Source organism: Alcanivorax sp. IL3 (genome assembly GCF_047495465.1).
Classification (GTDB): Bacteria; Pseudomonadota; Gammaproteobacteria; order Pseudomonadales; family Alcanivoracaceae; genus Alcanivorax; species Alcanivorax jadensis.
Genome location: NZ_CP179931.1, coordinates 2,782,933 through 2,801,045, shown reverse-complemented (window position 1 = coordinate 2,801,045; position 18,113 = coordinate 2,782,933). Strand labels below are relative to the sequence as shown.

At 54.2% G+C, this 18,113-nt stretch carries 20 protein-coding genes, 1 tRNA gene and 1 pseudogene; 10 read left to right on the top strand and 12 right to left on the bottom strand.

What is annotated here, in order from left to right; genetic code table 11:
• Window positions 1-9 precede the first annotated feature (9 nt).
• The 3 genes from ihfA to ACMG4M_RS12970 all read left to right on the top strand — a co-directional run bounded on the left by ihfA (window position 10) and on the right by ACMG4M_RS12970 (window position 1,105).
• Window positions 10-312, top strand: a complete 303-nt coding sequence (gene ihfA, locus ACMG4M_RS12980) for an integration host factor subunit alpha (protein ID WP_035249053.1) — start codon at window positions 10-12, stop codon at window positions 310-312.
• Entirely contained in the window at window positions 293-652 is a 360-nt protein-coding gene (locus tag ACMG4M_RS12975) for a MerR family transcriptional regulator (protein WP_035249051.1), read from the top strand. Before ihfA ends, ACMG4M_RS12975 begins: the two co-directional genes overlap by 20 nt.
• 376 nt (window positions 653-1,028) lie before the next feature.
• Window positions 1,029-1,105: transfer RNA gene (locus ACMG4M_RS12970), tRNA-Pro, on the top strand.
• 346 nt (window positions 1,106-1,451) lie between these two features.
• On the opposite strand, the gene ACMG4M_RS12965 is transcribed toward ACMG4M_RS12970, so the two are convergent.
• Window positions 1,452-2,150: a hypothetical protein gene (locus tag ACMG4M_RS12965; protein WP_035249049.1), complete on the bottom strand. Its 699-nt coding sequence runs from the start codon at window positions 2,148-2,150 to the stop codon at window positions 1,452-1,454.
• Between the two features lie 422 nt (window positions 2,151-2,572).
• On the opposite strand from ACMG4M_RS12965, the gene ACMG4M_RS12960 reads away from it, so the two are divergent.
• The 3 genes from ACMG4M_RS12960 to ACMG4M_RS12950 all read left to right on the top strand — a co-directional run bounded on the left by ACMG4M_RS12960 (window position 2,573) and on the right by ACMG4M_RS12950 (window position 5,022).
• Window positions 2,573-3,688, top strand: a complete 1,116-nt coding sequence (locus tag ACMG4M_RS12960) for a winged helix-turn-helix domain-containing protein (RefSeq protein ID WP_196220376.1) — start codon at window positions 2,573-2,575, stop codon at window positions 3,686-3,688.
• 376 nt (window positions 3,689-4,064) lie between these two features.
• Window positions 4,065-4,775, top strand: a complete 711-nt coding sequence (locus ACMG4M_RS12955) for an inovirus Gp2 family protein (protein WP_083787459.1) — start codon at window positions 4,065-4,067, stop codon at window positions 4,773-4,775.
• Window positions 4,776-4,824: 49 nt separating this feature from the next.
• The gene (locus tag ACMG4M_RS12950) at window positions 4,825-5,022 is read left to right on the top strand and encodes a helix-turn-helix transcriptional regulator (RefSeq protein WP_035249040.1); all 198 of its coding nucleotides are present in this window, start codon (window positions 4,825-4,827) and stop codon (window positions 5,020-5,022) included.
• A 232-nt stretch (window positions 5,023-5,254) separates the two neighbouring features.
• Here the strand turns inward: ACMG4M_RS12950 and ACMG4M_RS12945 are convergent, their stop codons facing one another.
• From ACMG4M_RS12945 to ACMG4M_RS12935, 3 genes are all read right to left on the bottom strand, one after another.
• A complete protein-coding gene (locus ACMG4M_RS12945; RefSeq protein ID WP_007150100.1) occupies window positions 5,255-5,611 on the bottom strand; it encodes a hypothetical protein in 357 nt (118 codons plus the stop codon).
• 84 nt (window positions 5,612-5,695) lie between these two features.
• Complete coding sequence (locus tag ACMG4M_RS12940) at window positions 5,696-6,484, bottom strand: hypothetical protein (protein WP_007150918.1); 789 nt, start codon at window positions 6,482-6,484, stop codon at window positions 5,696-5,698.
• 39 nt (window positions 6,485-6,523) lie between these two features.
• Window positions 6,524-7,084 carry a DUF4339 domain-containing protein gene (locus tag ACMG4M_RS12935; protein ID WP_007150011.1) on the bottom strand — a complete coding sequence of 187 codons (561 nt, stop codon included), beginning with the start codon at window positions 7,082-7,084 and terminating at the stop codon, window positions 6,524-6,526.
• 250 nt (window positions 7,085-7,334) lie between these two features.
• Here ACMG4M_RS12935 and ACMG4M_RS12930 point away from each other — a divergent pair, with 250 nt between their 5' ends.
• Window positions 7,335-7,664, top strand: coding sequence for a helix-turn-helix domain-containing protein (locus ACMG4M_RS12930; protein WP_232211689.1), 330 nt, complete (start codon window positions 7,335-7,337; stop codon window positions 7,662-7,664).
• Here ACMG4M_RS12930 and ACMG4M_RS12925 read toward each other — a convergent pair.
• From ACMG4M_RS12925 to ACMG4M_RS12890, 8 genes and pseudogenes are all read right to left on the bottom strand, one after another.
• A pseudogene (locus tag ACMG4M_RS12925) lies at window positions 7,661-8,545 on the bottom strand (hydrolase or metal-binding protein). The gene ACMG4M_RS12930 and the pseudogene ACMG4M_RS12925 sit on opposite strands and share 4 nt — an antisense overlap.
• A 98-nt stretch (window positions 8,546-8,643) precedes the next feature.
• Window positions 8,644-9,651, bottom strand: coding sequence for a YqaJ viral recombinase family protein (locus ACMG4M_RS12920; protein WP_007151632.1), 1,008 nt, complete (start codon window positions 9,649-9,651; stop codon window positions 8,644-8,646).
• The gene (locus ACMG4M_RS12915) at window positions 9,648-10,148 is read right to left on the bottom strand and encodes a hypothetical protein (protein WP_232211688.1); all 501 of its coding nucleotides are present in this window, start codon (window positions 10,146-10,148) and stop codon (window positions 9,648-9,650) included. The genes ACMG4M_RS12920 and ACMG4M_RS12915 overlap by 4 nt, the downstream gene beginning before the upstream one ends.
• Before the next feature lie 84 nt (window positions 10,149-10,232).
• Window positions 10,233-11,201: a DUF932 domain-containing protein gene (locus tag ACMG4M_RS12910; RefSeq protein WP_039926261.1), complete on the bottom strand. Its 969-nt coding sequence runs from the start codon at window positions 11,199-11,201 to the stop codon at window positions 10,233-10,235.
• Window positions 11,202-11,301: 100 nt separating this feature from the next.
• Complete coding sequence (gene radC, locus ACMG4M_RS12905) at window positions 11,302-11,796, bottom strand: RadC family protein (protein ID WP_007150682.1); 495 nt, start codon at window positions 11,794-11,796, stop codon at window positions 11,302-11,304.
• An 80-nt stretch (window positions 11,797-11,876) separates the two neighbouring features.
• The gene (locus ACMG4M_RS12900; protein ID WP_231504753.1) at window positions 11,877-12,071 is read right to left on the bottom strand and encodes a hypothetical protein; all 195 of its coding nucleotides are present in this window, start codon (window positions 12,069-12,071) and stop codon (window positions 11,877-11,879) included.
• 673 nt (window positions 12,072-12,744) lie between these two features.
• Window positions 12,745-14,079: an ATP-binding protein gene (locus ACMG4M_RS12895; RefSeq protein ID WP_197017557.1), complete on the bottom strand. Its 1,335-nt coding sequence runs from the start codon at window positions 14,077-14,079 to the stop codon at window positions 12,745-12,747.
• A gap of 19 nt (window positions 14,080-14,098) precedes the next feature.
• Window positions 14,099-14,767 (bottom strand): response regulator transcription factor, encoded by a 669-nt coding sequence (locus ACMG4M_RS12890; protein ID WP_007151491.1) that lies wholly within the window; start codon window positions 14,765-14,767, stop codon window positions 14,099-14,101.
• Window positions 14,768-14,970: 203 nt separating this feature from the next.
• On the opposite strand from ACMG4M_RS12890, the gene ACMG4M_RS12885 reads away from it, so the two are divergent.
• From ACMG4M_RS12885 to ACMG4M_RS12875, 3 genes are all read left to right on the top strand, one after another.
• Window positions 14,971-15,504: a plastocyanin/azurin family copper-binding protein gene (locus ACMG4M_RS12885; RefSeq protein ID WP_039926258.1), complete on the top strand. Its 534-nt coding sequence runs from the start codon at window positions 14,971-14,973 to the stop codon at window positions 15,502-15,504.
• An 88-nt stretch (window positions 15,505-15,592) separates the two neighbouring features.
• Entirely contained in the window at window positions 15,593-17,350 is a 1,758-nt protein-coding gene (locus tag ACMG4M_RS12880) for a copper resistance system multicopper oxidase (RefSeq protein WP_007150118.1), read from the top strand.
• Entirely contained in the window at window positions 17,347-18,096 is a 750-nt protein-coding gene (locus tag ACMG4M_RS12875; protein WP_039926256.1) for a copper resistance protein B, read from the top strand. The genes ACMG4M_RS12880 and ACMG4M_RS12875 overlap by 4 nt, the downstream gene beginning before the upstream one ends.
• Window positions 18,097-18,113: the final 17 nt, after the last annotated feature.

Genomic DNA, 18,113 nt, shown 5'->3' with positions numbered 1-18,113 from the left:
GAGCTATTGATGGGAGCGCTGACCAAAGCGGACATGGCCGAGCGTTTGTTCGAGGAGCTTGGCCTGAACAAACGTGAAGCGAAAGAAATGGTGGAGATGTTCTTCGAAGAAATCCGCCATTCGCTGGAAAACAACGTGCCCGTGAAACTCTCCGGCTTCGGCAATTTCGATCTCAGGGACAAGAGTGAACGGCCAGGACGCAACCCGAAAACCGGTGAGGAAATTCCCATCACCGCCCGCCGGGTTGTCACCTTCCGTCCAGGACAAAAATTAAAACAACGGGTTGAGGACTATGCTGGAACCAAGTCATAACGACGAATTACCGGCGATTCCAGGGAAGCGTTATTTCACCATTGGTGAAGTCAGCGACCTATGTGACGTAAAACCGCACGTACTGCGCTACTGGGAGCAGGAATTCCCCCAGCTCAAGCCAGTCAAGCGCCGTGGCAACCGTCGCTATTATCAGCGCCAGGACGTGCTGATGATCCGCCAGATCCGCAGCCTGCTGTACGATCAGGGCTTCACTATCGGTGGTGCCCGCCAGCAGCTCACCGGCGGCGCCAACGCCGAACAGGCCACCCAGTACCACCAACTCATCAAACAGATGATCGTGGAGATGGAAGAGGTCCTCGACGTCCTAAAAGCCTCCTGATCCAGCACCAACTGTTCCCCCCATCCCCGATGGCGAAAAAGCCCCGGCAGCCCAGCTCCCGGGGCTTTTTCATGCCCGCGAGTCGCCGTTGGAGCCATGCTTGCATGGCGAAGAGTCAGCAGCCCTCCACCGGGCCCACCAGAAAAGACCCCATTACCCAAACGAATAGCCGCCGCTCATCCCGCACTCCGACGCTAATGGACGCGGGTCGAGGCACTCCAGTCGGCACGCCCCCCTCCCGCGTTGTCCCTTGCAGCTTGAAGCTTGCGTCTTCATCGCTCAAACCCTGACCAAACAGCACTTTACCGGTTCCATCCCCCCATCAAATCCGCTATGATTGCCGCCGCTTTGGTAGCTCTGCCTGCCAAGCACATCTCGGGGCGTAGCGCAGCCTGGTAGCGCACTTGCATGGGGTGCAAGGGGTCGGAGGTTCGAATCCTCCCGTCCCGACCAAATTAAGGTCGGAAAAACAAAGAGATAGGCCAGTCATGGATGACTGGCCTTTTTGGTTTTTAGGCGTCGCTTATGCTTTTCTGTGTTTCGTCACCGTTCCGTCACCGTTTCTCAATAGCTAATCCCTGTGGCTGGCCTGTCTCCTTTACTTTACGCGCCACTGACCTTTAGTTTTCCCTGATTGGTCAGGCGGTCCGTTTACAAAGGCCTGGCGCGTATTGGATGCCCGGCAAGATGGCTGAAGCTGTGCCGGATCACTCTAGAAAAGGGGTTGAGGGTACTCCATAGCTATGAGGCTGGGTGACGCTTGTAGTTGCAGCGTTGGGTGGATCACTTGGAGGTGGTGTCAGGGCGCTGAGTAGTTAGAAGTGCGAGACGCGTCAATTCGAGCATCCTCAAGGTGTCTTGCTGCCAGCTTTTTGGCTTGAGAGTCCAGGTCGTCCCTTTTGTTCGCATCGAGTTGTATGGGGTCCTGCAATCCCTGCCTTTCTAATTCCTGCCTTACAAGGTCTTTCTCTACTAGCTTTCTTATAAGTTCTTCATATTGCTTGAGAATGCCCGCATGCCTCGTATTTTCTTTCCGCAGGCGACCTAGCTCTTTGGTTTTTCTGTCCTCTACCAGTGAATTGCGCGTTTTTCTGGCGCCTTCGAGTCTTTGTTGATGCTCATTTCTCAGTTTCTCGATATGTGTTCTATCCTGGCAAATCAGAGCTGTCAGGTGGGCGCTTTGTGACACCTTTAGATATTTGGACGTACGTTTCAAAAACAGAGCTTCTTCTACGGGTAGCACAAAACTGAAAGTCCGCTTGTTTTTGTTCTTCCGGTAGCTGTAAGCATTCCATGCTCGTTTGATGCGTGCAAAAGCATCTGCCCCCAATCCGTTATTCCAAATTCTTTCCAGTGTCATCAAGGTCGGCTCGTTCTCTTCGTGGGGAGCTTTTACTGAAAGGGCTGATGGGGGGTTGTTTCGCAAATAGTGCCTGGCCCAATCTGACTTGTCCTTGTCGGAGCCAAGCCACTCTTTCGGTGGGATTGGTTTCTTCACTTTCAATGCTCCTAATGCTTGAGATTTTCATGACAAGTAAATCATACCGTATGAATTGACGTAAATATGATCATAATTGATAATGGGCAAAAATAGATATCATTTGTGCAAATATGTACCTTGGCAATGCTCTAGTATCCAGCTTTAACTGCTTGTCGTCTGAAGAGCTGCAGGCCGCTGAGCGATATTTTTTGACTGCCTTTATCTATCAATTTGGTATAGGCGAATGGGCTCAAACGTCTCTGGACCGTTTGGCGGGGAAGTTGGGAGTTAGTGAGAGATTAGCCCGTCATTCGATAGGGGTACTGGTTGACCAAGGTCTTCTTGATGCCCGGCGCGTTGAAGGTAGGACCGGAAGGCCGTCTTACGATTATCGACTTTCAAAGCTCGTTGCCGATCGGTTGAATCTCCAGGTTGGGCCAGTGAGTGTGGGACATGAGGGGCTGGTAAAGTCACTGCTCAGTATTCCCTCACCTGGAGGGTTGGAGGTCACGAGAAAGAAAGGTCGTACTTTTGGCCCTCCCAACCCTGATGCCCTGAGTGTCGGTAGCAAGCTGGTTCTTATAGTGTTGCTGACTGAGGCGGATTCCTGCGGTGTAGTCAGAAATTGTTCGACTTTTGGCTTGGCCAAGCAGGTGGGGATGTCAGTTCAAAGAGTACGCCGGCATTTGAGGAAGCTTTGGCGCTTAGGGTACATGCGAGATGTGGTTGCTGGGATTGTGAGTGATATAGGAATCGGCAAGTGCCCGAGCATCTATTTTCTCAACCTGGCTCACCCTATTTTTGAGGCTAGCTGGTGTGGTCGGGCGTTTGTCCTTCATATACAAAAAAAAGATCAGTACCACCCGGGCCGAGAGATTCCTCAGTTGATAAGGATTCTCAGTAATGGTTGTGAGGATGATTCCTACGTTGCCATTGAATATGACCGTAGAAACTATTTGTTGCCGGTGAAGTGTGAAGATGACGTTGCTAAAAGACTCAAAGATGCTGTGCTCGATGGGCTTGAAGAATATCTGCAGGCTGTTTTAGACGATTATGTAGGTCAAATATTGACCGATAGATACTTATTCATTGGCAGTCAATTTCTACCAGAACCAAGCATCAATCTGCGCTTAGAAATGGAGGCATTGCTATGTGTAAAGGAGAGAAAGGGTAGCGATGAGGCGGCCTCTAGAGCGGCGATGTTCCTATCTGGCTGGATATGGAGGGCTGCGTGCATGAAATCTGAAGTGCTAAGCAAAAAACTAGGGGTGATGCGTTTGCTTATGCCACCAGATGGTAGGATATCGATATTGCGATCAACAGAGAATGGTAAGTTGTTGATTTTAAAGGCTGTGGTTGCGCCGCCGCCAGGCAGAAATGTTACTCCGGGGATTTACCAAGGGGCTTCAATCGATTATGTAAAATCAACTAAGGAAATCAACCGTGTAGACTTGTCTACAAAAGAGCAGTATGAAATTGGCCTGCTTGTTAAGCCAAGTGTAAAGACCAAAAAGGAGGTTGTAGACACGGAAGTTGGTATTGAGGATGAGGGGTAGTTACATACCGTGGATAGCACTGATTTAAGCTGTGAATTGATGTCAGCCTTCAAGCTCAATAGTGTTATTGGTTTGTGGGCCTTCTGGGTACGATAACCCCGTTCCAGAACTCGTAATCGATTGTTTTAACTGGATAGCGCTATTTGGGCTCCCGTCTGTGGGGTAAAGGCCCTGTTGTGGGCTTTCAGTACTTGATAACCCGCTCTGAGTGTCGGTAATAGATATATATAGTCATAAAGTCACTTAGCCAGCCCACTTGTGAAGGCTGGTAAGTGCAGTTGGTTGAGTAACAGGCAGGCTGGACCAAACCAGCCTGCTCATGAGTAAATTTCAACCAGTGCGCTGGTACCTATGAAGAAACCATAGGTGCCAGACAATGAGAAAACGACATTCAAGCAACACCAACCTCAAACTCCACTATGAACCCGTCTGGGAAGGCTTGCCGGTACTGGCAAGGCCTGACCGTCCACTCGCGGTGAATTACCTCAAATCTATCCGGTCTACTTTGGACCGGGCCTTAAATGAGCATCCACGAACCTGTGTCATCCATTTCGTTGCTAGGCTGCCGTACGGTTGGTCAGGTCCCAAAGGGGGGCAGGCAAGCGGCTTCATCAACTCTCTTCGTTCGCAGATCAGGTGCGATTCGAAGCGTAAGCGCGGCCAGGGAAAACGGGTTCATGACTGCCATGTTCGTATGATCTGGTGTCGCGAGTTCGGTGGGGAAGGGCAGCCCCATTATCATATTGCCATTATGGTCAATAGGGATGCTTACTCCGCGTTGGGGCGTATCTTAGGTCAGCAAGAGCCGGACTTCCCCTGGTGGTTGGCGGAAGAACAAGCAGTTAGCAACATGGCAGAGCGTATTCAGCGAGCTTGGGGTCGCACTCTTGGTCTGACTGGGAGTCAAGGAATCGGTTTAGTCCATTTCCCAGATAGCGCTGTCCAGCTGATTTCAAAAGGGTCTTCTATGTATACCACGCAATATCAGGGGGTGTTCAGGCGCATGAGCTACTTGGCAAAGGTGGATACCAAGCTTTATGACGATGGGTTTAGGAACTTTGGCTGTAGCCAGAGAGGAGGTGAGTAAGTTTTTACGTTGCTGCGCTATCGCATGAACGAATGACGAGGAGAATTTCATGCGATTCATGAGGCTAACAGAAGTGATCAAGGATACCGGTCTTGGCCGTTCTTCTATCTACAAGCGTATTGCTGAGGGGGAATTCCCCAAACCCGTGCCGCTTGGGGGAAGAACGGTTGGCTGGGTATCTGATGAAATCGAGGCCTGGATTCTGGAGAGGATTGAGGAGAGGGATTGCCAGGAAGTGCCTCATTGACCGGCTATTGGACTTTCGTTGTTCATGGATGGCTGCGAGGTTTTGTATCAGATGAAAGCAGGAGGGGGCTCCAATTTGTAATGGTAGACCCCGGTACCAATAGGACCGGGGAGGTTTAATGCCAATTGATCGAGACCTTGGAGCGTAGTAGGCGAGGAAAACGGGGACTATCCGAGAGATGTTCTGCTCGGGTATCCACACACGGCGTGACGGTGCTGTTACCAATAAGGCGCTAATCTTTCTTATACAGCACTGTCACTTTGCCGGCAGGTTTGTTCTTGCCGATCTCGTAATCAGGGTTAAAGGTTGCGAGGTTATGTGCGGCAATACCAATAGCTGAGGCGAAGCCGGTAACCTGGGTAAATCCAGTGGGGATGGCGAAGCTGGCCAGGGAGGCCGCCCGATATTCAGTGTATACCCGGCAACGTAGTCCTTTCTTTTCAATAGCGCCCTCGACTTTGTTTACCACGGAGCTAATATTTTTGACCGCGACAATTTGAAAAGAGGCTTTCTTGGAGATTAGCTCAGAAAGCTTTTCAGTAGTGATGTCTTCGGAGGTGTATTTTTCGATGTCAATATCTTTGCTCATTGAGTTGTCCTTTTTGGAAGAGGTGATAAAACGGGCAGATTCGCCGCCCGTTCAAGTCAGCGACTGGGTTTTATTGAAGTATGATCAAAGCTCCGCTATCTGCTGTAGCGCATCTTCATAAGCAAATAGCGTGTCGAAGTTTTCGTTGTAGATAAGGTAGAGGGCGGACTGTATATTTTCGTGGGGTGTTTCCTCGATGACGCCCTTGAATATGTTGGTGTGATGCATGCTGCCGGAAAGGACCATGAAACTGCCGTCCTCCATTACTACCCAGTCAATGGTTTCAAAGGCCCTGGCTCCTTTGTATTTCTCAAGAGTCTCCTGAGCCAGAGAGAGGGAATCCTGGTTTTCTTTTTCAATCATCGAGATCTGGTTTTTTATGCTCCGGACTCCTCTTTCGTGATTTTCTATATCGGTTATTGATTGCTGTTTCACACGAGGCCAAACCGTATAGCTGGAGCCGTTTTCTGTTTTCCTTTCAGTCCAAGAATTCCCGTTATCGATATGATTTTGGGCTTTCTTTAATAGTTGTTTTTCTCTCGCTATTTCTGATTCGAGTTCGTTTAACCTTTCCTGCAATGTGATCAGCCTGCTGTCGTTTTTTGCAGCATCGATCATTTCATTTGCTGTATCCCTGTAATTCTTTTCTATGTCCTTGAAATCACAGGTGTAACGAACGACATCTCGGCCCCGTTCGTCCTCAATGACAGACCAGTCTGTGCTCTCACAAAGCTTACGGTTATCCAGCGCCTGGCCAACCGTATATTCGGGGAGTAATTCAAGGCGCCCTTCCCGAATGACGTCTATTTCAGAAGAACATCCGGATAGGGCTGCCAGAGAAATGCATGCTAGCGCTACTTTGCGGTTTTTCATGATGGTTCCCTTTTAAAATCGTTCCATGAAGTGATTGGCTTAAGCACCAACCACAATTAAGAGGAAACAGACGACCCAGACGATGAAGTACGCCAGATTCTGCTTCAGGGCTTGGGATCGTTGGTAGAGATAGACGGGCACCAGCCACACCCATCCACCAAATGTGCTGGTATCAGTGCCGGCTTTCTTGAGTCTCTTTTCATCCAGGAAAGACAGGGCGATGTTGAGTATGAGGGTGATGAAAATGAAATGGCCGCTGGCAACGGCTTGCTCGGCACGGTACTCGCTGCTGTGCACCATGTAGGCCACAAAGTATTCCAGGGTGAGACCGATCAGTGGGGCAAACGCCAGAATCCATACAACGGTGTTGTTGACTTTGGCGCCGGTTAGCGGCGGTGGTGTCGTATCATCAAGGTGCTCTCGAAGCTGGGTGTCTTCGATGCTGGTCCAGTCCGCGAACCCCTTCTTCCAGACGGATGATCCGTGGCGCAGTGTGCCGTTCCTGATCAGGGTGATGAGATCGGTTTCAGAGATGCCCCCCTTCCTTTCCCCGTTGAGTTCGTAGAACCAGATCTCGTTCCCTGTGGTGCTGTTTTCCATTGTTCATTCCTTGTAGTGGCTGTCCTTCCATGGTTTTTAGCCAAGCACAGGTCGAGTGCTGTGCCTGGGAAGAGCGGTCTCCCCCAGGCGCTGTGTCCGCTGGTTTGGAAGGTGTGTCTCAGTTTGAGTGTTATGTAATTCAAGACTCACAAAGTATTGCAATGCTATACCTTGAGGGTCAAGTATTCCGGTACGACAGAGGTATGGCAGTGCCGTAGCGTTGCTCTATCAGATTGATGGAGTGGGCGTGATGAGCTTTCCCGAGCGCCTGAAGGCGGCACGGTTGGCGTTGGGTCTGACCCAGGAGCAGTTGGGCGACGAGCTTCATGTGACCAAATCCACGATATCCGCCTGGGAAAATGGCCGTGATTCGCCCGGATTTCGTTTACTGCCGAAGTTGAAGGCGGTCCTCGGTGTATCGCTGGATCATCTGATCTGCGGTGATCCGGTCGAGGGTGCCTCAGAGCTGAATTCCAAGTATGACGCCCAGGTACGCAATGACGCCGAAGCCCAACTGCTCAAGGGCTACCGGCGCCTGTCCGTTAAGCGCCGCCAAGGTCTGCTGGCTATGATTGATTAGCCTGCCTTTTTTCCGGCCAGCTTCTGGCTGAGTCCCTGTGCCGACTGCGGTTGAGCATTGCCCGGTGGGGCAGACCCTTCCGGCACGAACTCCTCCACGACCTGTAACCCTTCCTCCTCCGAGTACTCGAACTGAGTGTTGAGCAGGCCGGCATGGGCCACCTTGTCCAGCTCTGCTTGGTTGATGCCTTGGTTTTCCCTGGCCTTGGCCGTTTCTCTAGCGTAGCTGACGGCGTCCTCCATGGATTGCTCAGCGCGCAGTGTCAGATCCACGTAGTAGATTGGTGCCCGGTGGCTCTGGGTAGTGCTCTTCCCGCGCAGTTTCAATTCCAGGGGCAGGGTGGCTAGGTTGCCGCCAGAGATGGCATGGAAGTAACGCAAGCCTGAGCTGTAAGGGTGCGGATGCTGTTGTAGCCGGTGGTCCGAAACACGAAGCAGCCCAGTTCATCCTCTTCCCCGATCCGCACGTACAGCCGCCCGTAGGGTTTGCACAGATCGTGGGCGCCGAATTCGCATAGGTCGGGTGACGGGCAGGGTAACTGCTCTAGGCCCTGGTCGGTGCGGCGTCGACAGCTCTCACCGTCGCCACTGCACAGCGGGCGGCCACTCTTGCGCTCGAAGAAGGTGTACTCCGCCCGCAGGTTCAGGTCCGGATCATTGAAGGGCAGGGTGACGGGAATGCTGCGTAGCTTCTTGCCCTGACCCTCCTGGCGTAGGGCCTCATCTAGCGGATGCGGTAGCCAGCCCTCCCGGGTCTGGATCTGGGTGGTGATGGTGAATTGGTCGTCTTTCTCCGGCAGACGCTTGCCGTTCTTTTCCACCATGCGGCCAATACTGATACGGCCAATCACGGGTGGGCGTAATCGCGAGTCCTTTGATCATGGGAATCTCCTGTTATAAAGAAACCGCACAGCCGCCGGGCAGGGCCCGGCGTTTATGCTGTTAGGCGTGGCGTGTTGAGTGAGGTGATGCGAGAACGATCAGGCGCTGGGCTTCACCAGGAACCGGCGGCTGCCGGCCCGATGCTTGGGGAATTGCTGCAGTAGCGCGGGCTGAGTCTTGAGCAGGGCGTCAGTGTCGAGCACCATACTGTCCTTGCTGCGCTTCCAGCTCACCTGGCCATCTATGAAGTAAGCCCGAGCGGCATCCCCCATGCGTTGCTGGATGCGTTGCTTGAGCCGGGCTTCCCGTTCCGCCAGACGGGCTAGCCGCTCCCGGATATCCAGCATCTCGCTGAAGTCGCCGTTGAGAGCAGTGTCGTCAATGAGATCCAGGGATTCGCCATCGTCATGGGGATAGAGTGCCCGCAGCGCCTGGTCGGCGGAGTCGGAGCCATCGGCGTCGGGTGGCGTATCGGTTTCTACCAAGTGCCAGAAAGCCAGCTCCAGCTCGATCAGTTGCTTGATGACGGCTTCATCCCGCTCGATGCGATGCACCTGTAACTCCTGCCCGCAGATCAGTACCGCCACGTCCGCTGCCTGCTTGCCGGTGACGGCCAGTTGATGCTGAACCTGGCACTGGATGTACTCCGGTACGCCATCGGCCCAGAGCCGGGCACCATTAAGGCCAGTGGTTTTGCACTCCAGGATCTGCACCTCTGGATTGCCCACTACCGAGTAATCCAGATTGGACAGCATCCAGGACTTGTCCGCATCCGGGTGCTGGAGTACGGCATTCACTCGCCGCACCTTGTTGCCTGTCGCCTTGGCATAGGCCTCGGCCACCTTGGGTTCAAGAAGATTGCCCCAGTACAGCGGGGTATGGATGTCGTCCGGGTCGGGGGCCGGTAACAGCCCATCCCGACCGGTCTTTATCATCCACAGCTCCAGGGGCGACTGATACGGGTTGAGCCCCACCGCCGCAGCGGCATCGCTGGCCCCGATACCTTGCTTGCGGACCTTGAGCCACTGTTCCCGGTTCATGCCCTTGGTGGACACCAGGCGTAGGGCAGGACGGGATGAGGGTTTGATAGCGCGGGGCGTGCTCATGAGTGACCTCCTTCCAGTTGGATCAGCCGCTCGGTAAAGCGATCATGAAGATTGATCAGCCGATGGGTCTGGGGCGTCTGATCCGACGGGATCTCATGACTGCCGCCTTGGCTGAAGAAGGTGACCACCAGATCGGTGATCATCTGCTGGATCTCGTCCTTGGGTGGCAAATTGCCATCATTCTCGAGCAGATAGGTGCCCAGCTGTTCGCCCAGAATGGACACCACCTCGTACTCGAATACCCCAGGAAACCCTTGCGGGCCGTACCAATAGGGTTGCACCTGTTTCCAGATATCGGGGATGAAGTCACACAGGGTGCTGATCAGTTCGATACAGCCATTACCCCAGATCTCCAGAAGCCGGGTGCCCCGCTCTTTGTTCAGCATCACCCCTTCATGAAGAAAGGCGCCCCAGATGGCGGCCAGATGGGGAGAGAGGGGTGGCGCAGAGAGGCTGACTTCGGGTGTCGCGCTGCTATCGGGATTACGTTCTGTCATGGTCAGGCTCCAAACAATAAAAAGTCCGACCGGCACAGAGCGGGTCGGGCTTTAGCCGAGGGAAAAGAATGGGTAGGGAATCAGTCAGGACACCAGTTCCAGGGTCTGGCTCAGGGCCCGCTGCTTGATCTGGGCACCCTTGCCGAACCAGGCGGAATCCAGCCGGTTGTCGGTGCTGCGGGCGCGGCGTTCGTGGTCCACGAACTCAGTCACGGCATTGAGCAGGCCGTAGGCCGTGCTCTTGGCAGACGGCAGCTCCGCGCCGCGACCGGCCCCGTCATACAGGGACATGGCCTTCTTCATGGCCTGTTCGTTGGGCTTCACCAGCATGTCACCCGATGAGTAGTTCACATCGGTGAAGACCGAACGCATGACCTTCTCGGCGGTCTTGCGGGTGATCCGTCGTTCGCTCAGCGCTTTCAAGCGATACATGAAGTCATCCCAGGCAGAGACGGAGATACCCAGCTGTTTCTTGACGGCCTGGGCATCGAAGGTGGTGTTGTGGCGGACCTTCACCGCTTGGCCGGCGCCATTGAGAGCTACCGCCAATGTGTTATTGCACACCACCCGGATGCTGGTGAACTGGGCAGTGGTAGCCAGAGTGCCGTCACAGGCGGTGGCCAGCAGCACATAGCCGTTGGTCTGGTCATTACCTGCCAAGGAGCCTGTTTGCCCGGTGCGGGCAAGGGCCCACAGCTTGCGGCCTCCTTTAAGGACGCCAGCGGTTTCCAGCTCAAAGCCAGAACGCTCGGTGAGATCCCGATAAAACTCCAGGATCTGCCGTGGCTGAACCACCTTGAAGCGGTTGCTCACTACGGACAGAGGTGCCTGATTGTCTGAGCGGAACAGAACCTTCTGATCCGGGAAGGATGAGATCTGCCCGAGAGTCCCGGCCTCGCTACTAATGAAGCGGACAGGAGTCTCACGGATCTCCCAGTCCATGCCGGCTTCGCGCATCCAGACATTGAGGGGTTGTTGGGTGGCGAGCTGGTTACCCAACCCGTGCCAGGGGGTGCGGCCTGCATAGGCCATGCTTTCGACAAGATGTGCCATGGTAAATCTCCAGAAATAGCAATGAGCCCGAAACGGGCGGCTTAACGAATGAGAAGAGGGGGTTGAGTCAGGGGTAGAGCAAAAGCAGAAGAGGAAAAGCTCAGAGCCAGCCACGCTCGGCCAGGCTGACCCACTCGGAACGGGACACGACGAAGTGATCCAGGACCCGCACATCGATCAGGGCCAGAGCGTCCTTGAGCCGAGTAGTGATGGTGCGATCAGCCTGGGAGGGCTCACAGCACCCGGAGGGATGGTTGTGGGCGAAGATCACGGCAGCGGCATTGCAGGCCAGAGCCTGCTGTACCACCACACGGGGATACACCGCCGCGCCGTCAATGGTGCCGCTGAACAAGGGCTCGAAACTGAGCACCTTGTGCTTGTTGTTGAGGAAGATAGCGGCGAAGACTTCGTTCTTCTCCTGGGCCAGGGCCATCTGCAGGAACTGGGCAACATCGGTAGGCGCAGTGAGCGCCTCCCGACCGGTCAGCTCATTCAGCAGGATGGTGGCAGCGGTACTGACAATCTCCTCGGATTTAACGCAGCCCTGTACGTGGTACAGGCCCTGCTCGTTCTTTACGAAAGTGGGAATATCCATAAAAACTCCAAAGCGGCATAAAAAAGCCCGCACAAGGCGGGCTCTGGTATGCAGTGAAAGGGGGAAATGCGAAATACGGGTTAATCGGTGTCGAGTCGAAAGGCGTGGCCGCAATCCAGGCATTGCAGATTGTCGAGAAAGGTTTGGTCTAGCTTGTCACCGAGAGCTGCACCGGCCTCTCCGCCGGCAACACCTCCAATCAGACCGCCAATCACGGCTCCGGCGATGCCGCCGAGCAGAGATCCTCCAGGGCCCGCGACATAGCCCAGTGTCATGCCCACACGGGCACCACTGGTGGCTGCAGCTACCCCACTAGCGGCACCTGCAGCTGTGCCGACAGAGCCGCACACTCTGCGTCCGTTGTGGAGTGCCGCTATCCGGATAGATTGGCAGCTGGGACATTGAATGATCATGAAACCTCCATGCGATGGGTCAGGAAGGTCATTCCTTCCTGGCTTCATGGGGGTGATATGTAGGTGAAAAAATCTGGAATCGAGACGTAGACTAGGTAACAGAAATGAAATTACTAAGTGGGAAGTCAGTTCAGGTGTGTGAATCGCCACCGGTTTGCTAGACACCTTTCAGCCATACAAAATGGTGGCCGCCGTACTGATAATCTCCTCAGGATTAACGTAGCCCTGTACGTGGTACAGGCCCAGCTCGCTCGAATATCCATAGAAACTCCAAAACGGCATGAAAAAGCCCGCACAAGGCGGGCTCTGGCATGCAGTGAAAGGGGGGGGGGTATAAAATTCATGATCAAAAGCATCGGTTTGCTGTTTTGGGTTGCAAGTAGAGCAAGTAGTGTTAGTGGGTGTAGATTCAGTATCCTTCAGGGAAAGCTCATTATAGAGCGGTCGAGATTGAACAGGCTGGACGAGACTCCAAATCATCATCCCAACTATTGATGAATTTGACTTGAAGCATAGAGAATGGAGGGTGAAGGTGTCAGTTGTCTGACCGGTCGCCGAATCGATCAGAACCAGGGATTACAACAACTGCAGTAAGGCCTCCTACCTTACTGGACGTGTAATGAACCTGTCCCTGATAACGCTCAACTATTGCGTGGACAATAGCCAGCCCCAATCCATGACCGGGTGTTTGCTCGTCCAGCCTCAATCCTCGCTTGCCCAATTGTGAGTGGGCTGTTTCTGATACGCCCGCTCCGTCGTCGCTGATGATAATTTTTAACTGCTCTTGATCTTCACTCAGCGTGAGCTCCACCCAGCGGGATGACCATTTGCCTGCGTTATCCAGCAAGTTGCCAAGGATTTCGTTCAGATCATGCTCCTCGACAGGCCAGCGATGGTTTTCAGGCAGATCCGTTGACAATTCAAAAGATTTATCGGGGTAGAGGCGGCCAAGCATCCACAGCAGATCCCGGGCCTGTTTGATCGGACATACACTTTGGCCGACCTGTGGACCCGCAAACCGGCTTCGCCGCATTTCGGCCTCAAGCTGAGCATCTATGTCGTCGAGGCGCGCCGCCATTTCCCATCTCAGCTTCTCATCGAGCGGGCGACTGGTGTCTTCCAGGATCTGTCTGACAGCCGCTATGGGGGTTTTCACGCTGTGGGAAAGGTTGGCAAGTGCGTCACGGGAGCGTTCCAGCCGGTCATCCAGTGAATCCAGCAGTCGATTGAGTTGCCGGACGAGGGGCCGGAACTCCTCCGGGCCGTCTGCGTTAATACGGGAGAGCTCGCCTGACTGAAGTTTTTTCAGGTTCATCTGAAGGCCCGCTATTGACCGCAGGGCCAGAGTGATTCCCAGCCATATGCTCCCGATCATCAGAATGACCAGTAAAACCGAGACGACGGCAGTCCAGATATGGAGTTTGGCCTGGCTCCGATGAAGCGCCTCCATATCCTCGGCAACAATGATCACGAAGGGGTTTCCGTCGACCGTGAAGGCACGGCGATACCCAAGCATTTGGGAAGGCGCAGATGGTACCTCAGCATCCCTGGCTCTCACGGCTCCCTCCTGCCCGGAGGTGAGCAACGGCCTCAGAATCGGAGTCCAGGTCTCCGGTGAGATGGACTGCCCAGACGGAGAAGCGATGGCGATGGCGAAGGCGTGGAGGAGCACTTCCTGAAAATAGTCGCCGGTCTGGAGTGTATCAATCTGGCCACCGGATTGGCGGATCTGGTGTTCCAGAAAAGCTACCTCATCTTTCAAGCGGCGTTCTACTAAGTCCATGGTCATCCTCTCCAGCAAGGCCCCATGGATGATCCAAGCCAGTGCCATCAGACCAATACCGGCCGGAAGTAGCAGAATCAGGAGCATCCCCCTGACTGAGCGAGGTCTAGCGGCTATCGGCATCGAACAGGTACCCTTGACCACGTCGGGTCTTGATGGTGTCCGGTCCCACCAGCTTCCTGAGCCGCCGCACATACGCTTCGATCACGTTCTCGCTGGGTATGTCGTCGATGCTGTATAGCTGGTCGAGAAGCTGTTCTTTCGAGAAAACCTGCCCGGGACGACTCATCAGACATCGGAGCAAACGGAACTCCGTACCGGTCAGGCTATGTTCGGTCTCGTCACCGGCCCTTAACGTCTGGCGATTTTCGTCCAGCTCGAACCGGCCCGCTGTCAGGGTATCCATTATTCTGCCTTCGCTTCGCCGGACGATGGCGTGAAGTCGGGCAATCAGCTCTTCGGTCTGGAAAGGCTTCGCGAGGTAATCATCGGCGCCGGCCTTCAAGCCATTGACCTTGTCCTGCCAGTCTCCCCTGGCGGTCAGGATCAACACCGGGAAACTGACCTTATGCGTCCGCCACTGTTTCAGTACGTCCAGGCCGTTGCCGTCGGGCAGGCCCAGGTCAAGAATACCGGCGCGGTAACTTTCCTGCTGCCCGAGGTGCCGGGCTTCCCGCGCTGTACGGGCGGTATCCACGCTGAAACCGGCCTTTTCCAGTTGGGCGCTTAGCCCATTTGTCAGCAGGTAGTCATCTTCCACCAGAAGTAATCTCATTCCTGAACTGCCTTTCTAAATTGAGCATCAGAGTCCGTCAGTGTCGCTGCCCAAGCTGAATTGTGCCAGAACAAAAAATAATTCCGATTTTCAGCCTGGATTCAGGTTGCTGAGCGATGGTAGCAACCGCTTCTGGATATTGCTCAAGTTTTGAGTGAGACAACCCGGCCCTCAGGGCCAAAGCTGTTCAAAGGAGAAGATATATGACCGTATCAAAATTCCTCGTTGCTGCCGCAACTATCTTATTGTCGGCGACCACCTTTGCCGCTGGAACCCATGGTGGAGGACATGATCACGGCGCTGCGAGTGGTGAGCCCGGCAAAGCCTCAGAGGCCAGCCGAACCATAACAGTCGAAATGTACGACAATTACTATGAACCGGGATCAATCATCGTAAGCCCCGGGGAAACGGTGCGGTTCGTGGTGGAGAACAAGGGGAACCTCGTTCACGAGTTCAACATCGGCACACCTGAGATGCATGAGGGGCATCAGGAGGAAATGATGATGATGGTCGAACATGGCGTCATCCAGGGCGGAAAGCTCAACCACGACATGATGGAAATGGACATGGGGAACGGCCAGTCCATGAAACACGACGACCCTAACAGCGTCCTGCTGGAACCGGGCCAGAGGCAGGAAGTTATTTGGAAGTTTTCCGATAACAGCAATATCGAGTTCGCCTGCAACGTGCCGGGTCATTACCAGGCAGGGATGTACGGTGACGTCAAGGTCCAGTAACTGAGTTCACTAATGGGGCGTTGATCCAGTGGGCTTGTAGGTATTTATTTTGAGGGTTCTTAGTGAAGAGCGATTTGGAGCAAAAAGTATGAACAGCCGCTTAGGTTCAGTGTTGTTAAGCCTGCTGATGTCTGCATCGGTCATGGCTGGCGAATATAATCTCACGGTTGATCGGGTCGAAATTGACACCGGCGATTTCGTGAAAGACGGCATCGGTTATAACGGTGCATCTCCCGGGCCGGTGATGCGCTTCAAGGAAGGCGAAAACGTCAAGATCAACGTGACCAACAACCTGGATGAGATGACTTCCATTCACTGGCACGGCCTGATCCTTCCTTTTGATCAGGACGGTGTGCCTGGTATCAGCTTTCCAGGCATCAAGCCGGGTGAAACCTTCACCTACGAATTTCCCATCCAGCAGGCTGGTACTTATTGGTTTCACAGCCACTCCGGTTTTCAGGAGCCGGATGGCGCCTACGGTTCCATCGTTATCGAACCTGAGGGACGTGAACCGTTCCGCTACGATCGCGAATACGTAGTTCAGCTAACCGATAAGCACCCGCACTCCGGTGATCGCATCATGCGTAACCTGAAGATGATGCCGGACTACTACAACCGCGAGCAGCAGACTGTCGGAGAGTTTTTCTCTGACGTGTCCGAGAACGGCCTGATGAACACCGTTCGGGACCGTATGGCCTGGGGTGGCATGCGGATGATGAAAGCGGATGTCGAGGACTTGCAGGGTTTTACAGGGCTGATCAACGGTAAAGGGCCGGATCAGAACTGGACTGGGCTTTTTGAGCCGGGCGAACGCATTCGGCTGCGTTTCATCAACTCCTCGGCGATGACTTACTTTGATATCCGGATCCCCGGTCTGGACATGACCGTTGTGCAGGCTGATGGCAACAACGTTCAGCCGGTTAGTGTGGACGAGTTCCGGATCGGTGTGGCGGAAACCTACGATGTGATCGTCCGCCCGAAAGGTGAGCAGGCCTACACCATCTTCGCCGAATCCATGGGGCGTTCGGGCTATGCCAGAGCGACACTGGCCCCAGAAGAGGGTATGGAAGCGTTCGTGCCGCAACTGCGTGAACCGGCCCGCCTGACTATGGCTGATATGGGCGGTATGTCCGGTATGGACCATGGCGACATGGATATGAATAGCTCAGAAGGGATGTCCGGAATGGATCATTCTTCGATGGAGGGAATGGATCACGCAAACATGAGCAACATGGACCACTCAAATATGAAAGGAATGGATCATTCGGGCACGTCCGGCATGGACCATGGTTCCATGGCGATGGGAAAAGAAGGTCCAAGCGACCCCTTCTATGCGAAGGGAAGTGGCCTCGTCCCCACGGCAGCCAATGGCGGCAAGTTCCTGTCCTACGCTGACCTCAAGGCCCAAGATCCACTGTATGAAGACCGCGAACCGACTCGAGAAATAGAGCTTCGTTTGACCGGCAATATGGAGCGGTACACCTGGAGTATCAATGGCGTTAAGTACGAAGATGCCGATCCGATCCGCCTGAAATATGGTGAGCGGGTCCGCTTCAAGTTTGTCAACGAAACCATGATGACTCACCCCATGCACTTGCACGGTATGTGGTCCATTCTAGATGTTGGCGCAGACCAGTGGAATCCGATCAAACACACGGTCAGTGTGCAGCCCGGCACCACCGTTTACATGGAAACCGAAGTCGACGAGCCAGGCCAATGGGCGTTCCACTGCCACCTCTCTTACCACGCGGCCGCTGGTATGTTCCGTAAGGTGATTGTTGAAGGTGGGCCAGAGTCGACGCAGGCCAAAACAGACGCGGCTGCTGAAGAAGGAGGTGAGGCATGAGTTGTATTCGATCACTTGTTGCGGTCAGTTTCTTTGCCTCTATCGGATTCTCAACGGCGGTGACAGCTCAGGAAATGATCTCCGACACCACCGCTCGTAAACAGCCGCTCACAACCTGGGGTGTTCAATTCGAGGAGTTTGAATACCGCTACAGCGACGATGACGAGGAACTGGGCGTCTGGAATGCGGATGCTTTCTATGGCACCGACGAGTTCAAAGTCCGGTTGCTCACAACCGGGGAGTACGAGATAGAGGAGCAGGCCTACGAAACACTGGAAAACCAGCTGGTCGGCCAGATCCCCATCTCCAAGTTCTTCGACGCCAAAGCGGGCGTACGTTTCGATACGCCCGAGGGGCCGGACCGTACATATGCCGTTCTCGGTGTAGCCGGGCTGGCTCCCCAATGGTTTGAGATCGATGCAAACCTGTATGTCAGTAAGGATGGCGATACGTCAGCCGAACTGGATGCAGAGTACGAGCTGCTTCTCACCAACTACTGGATTCTGGCGGCAACGCTGGATGCCACGGTTGCGTTTAGCGAGGACCGGGAAATTGGCGTTGGTAAAGGACTGGTTTCTACCGAAACCGGACTCAGGTTGAGCTATGATCTGATCAACCGTGCGTTCTCGCCTTATGTGGGCGTGGTGCATGAGCGCAAATACGGCGATAGTGCCGACTTTGCCGAAGCGGACGGCGGCAGTACAGCAGATTGGTTTGCTGTGATTGGAGCGCGCATCGCACTCTGATCAGGTACTTAGGGGCT

Excerpts from the sequence above, each read along its gene's own strand:
- ihfA (WP_035249053.1), top strand. The coding sequence starts at position 10 with ATGGGAGCGCTGACCAAAGCGGACATGGCCGAGCGTTTGTTCGAGGAG.
- ACMG4M_RS12975 (WP_035249051.1), top strand. The coding sequence starts at position 293 with ATGCTGGAACCAAGTCATAACGACGAATTACCGGCGATTCCAGGGAAG.
- ACMG4M_RS12955 (WP_083787459.1), top strand. The coding sequence starts at position 4,065 with ATGAGAAAACGACATTCAAGCAACACCAACCTCAAACTCCACTATGAA.
- ACMG4M_RS12950 (WP_035249040.1), top strand. The coding sequence starts at position 4,825 with ATGCGATTCATGAGGCTAACAGAAGTGATCAAGGATACCGGTCTTGGC.
- ACMG4M_RS12945 (WP_007150100.1), bottom strand. The coding sequence starts at position 5,611 with ATGAGCAAAGATATTGACATCGAAAAATACACCTCCGAAGACATCACT.
- ACMG4M_RS12940 (WP_007150918.1), bottom strand. The coding sequence starts at position 6,484 with ATGAAAAACCGCAAAGTAGCGCTAGCATGCATTTCTCTGGCAGCCCTA.
- ACMG4M_RS12935 (WP_007150011.1), bottom strand. The coding sequence starts at position 7,084 with ATGGAAAACAGCACCACAGGGAACGAGATCTGGTTCTACGAACTCAAC.
- ACMG4M_RS12930 (WP_232211689.1), top strand. The coding sequence starts at position 7,335 with ATGAGCTTTCCCGAGCGCCTGAAGGCGGCACGGTTGGCGTTGGGTCTG.
- ACMG4M_RS12920 (WP_007151632.1), bottom strand. The coding sequence starts at position 9,651 with ATGAGCACGCCCCGCGCTATCAAACCCTCATCCCGTCCTGCCCTACGC.
- ACMG4M_RS12915 (WP_232211688.1), bottom strand. The coding sequence starts at position 10,148 with ATGACAGAACGTAATCCCGATAGCAGCGCGACACCCGAAGTCAGCCTC.
- ACMG4M_RS12910 (WP_039926261.1), bottom strand. The coding sequence starts at position 11,201 with ATGGCACATCTTGTCGAAAGCATGGCCTATGCAGGCCGCACCCCCTGG.
- radC (WP_007150682.1), bottom strand. The coding sequence starts at position 11,796 with ATGGATATTCCCACTTTCGTAAAGAACGAGCAGGGCCTGTACCACGTA.
- ACMG4M_RS12900 (WP_231504753.1), bottom strand. The coding sequence starts at position 12,071 with ATGACACTGGGCTATGTCGCGGGCCCTGGAGGATCTCTGCTCGGCGGC.
- ACMG4M_RS12895 (WP_197017557.1), bottom strand. The coding sequence starts at position 14,079 with ATGCTCCTGATTCTGCTACTTCCGGCCGGTATTGGTCTGATGGCACTG.
- ACMG4M_RS12890 (WP_007151491.1), bottom strand. The coding sequence starts at position 14,767 with ATGAGATTACTTCTGGTGGAAGATGACTACCTGCTGACAAATGGGCTA.
- ACMG4M_RS12885 (WP_039926258.1), top strand. The coding sequence starts at position 14,971 with ATGACCGTATCAAAATTCCTCGTTGCTGCCGCAACTATCTTATTGTCG.
- ACMG4M_RS12880 (WP_007150118.1), top strand. The coding sequence starts at position 15,593 with ATGAACAGCCGCTTAGGTTCAGTGTTGTTAAGCCTGCTGATGTCTGCA.
- ACMG4M_RS12875 (WP_039926256.1), top strand. The coding sequence starts at position 17,347 with ATGAGTTGTATTCGATCACTTGTTGCGGTCAGTTTCTTTGCCTCTATC.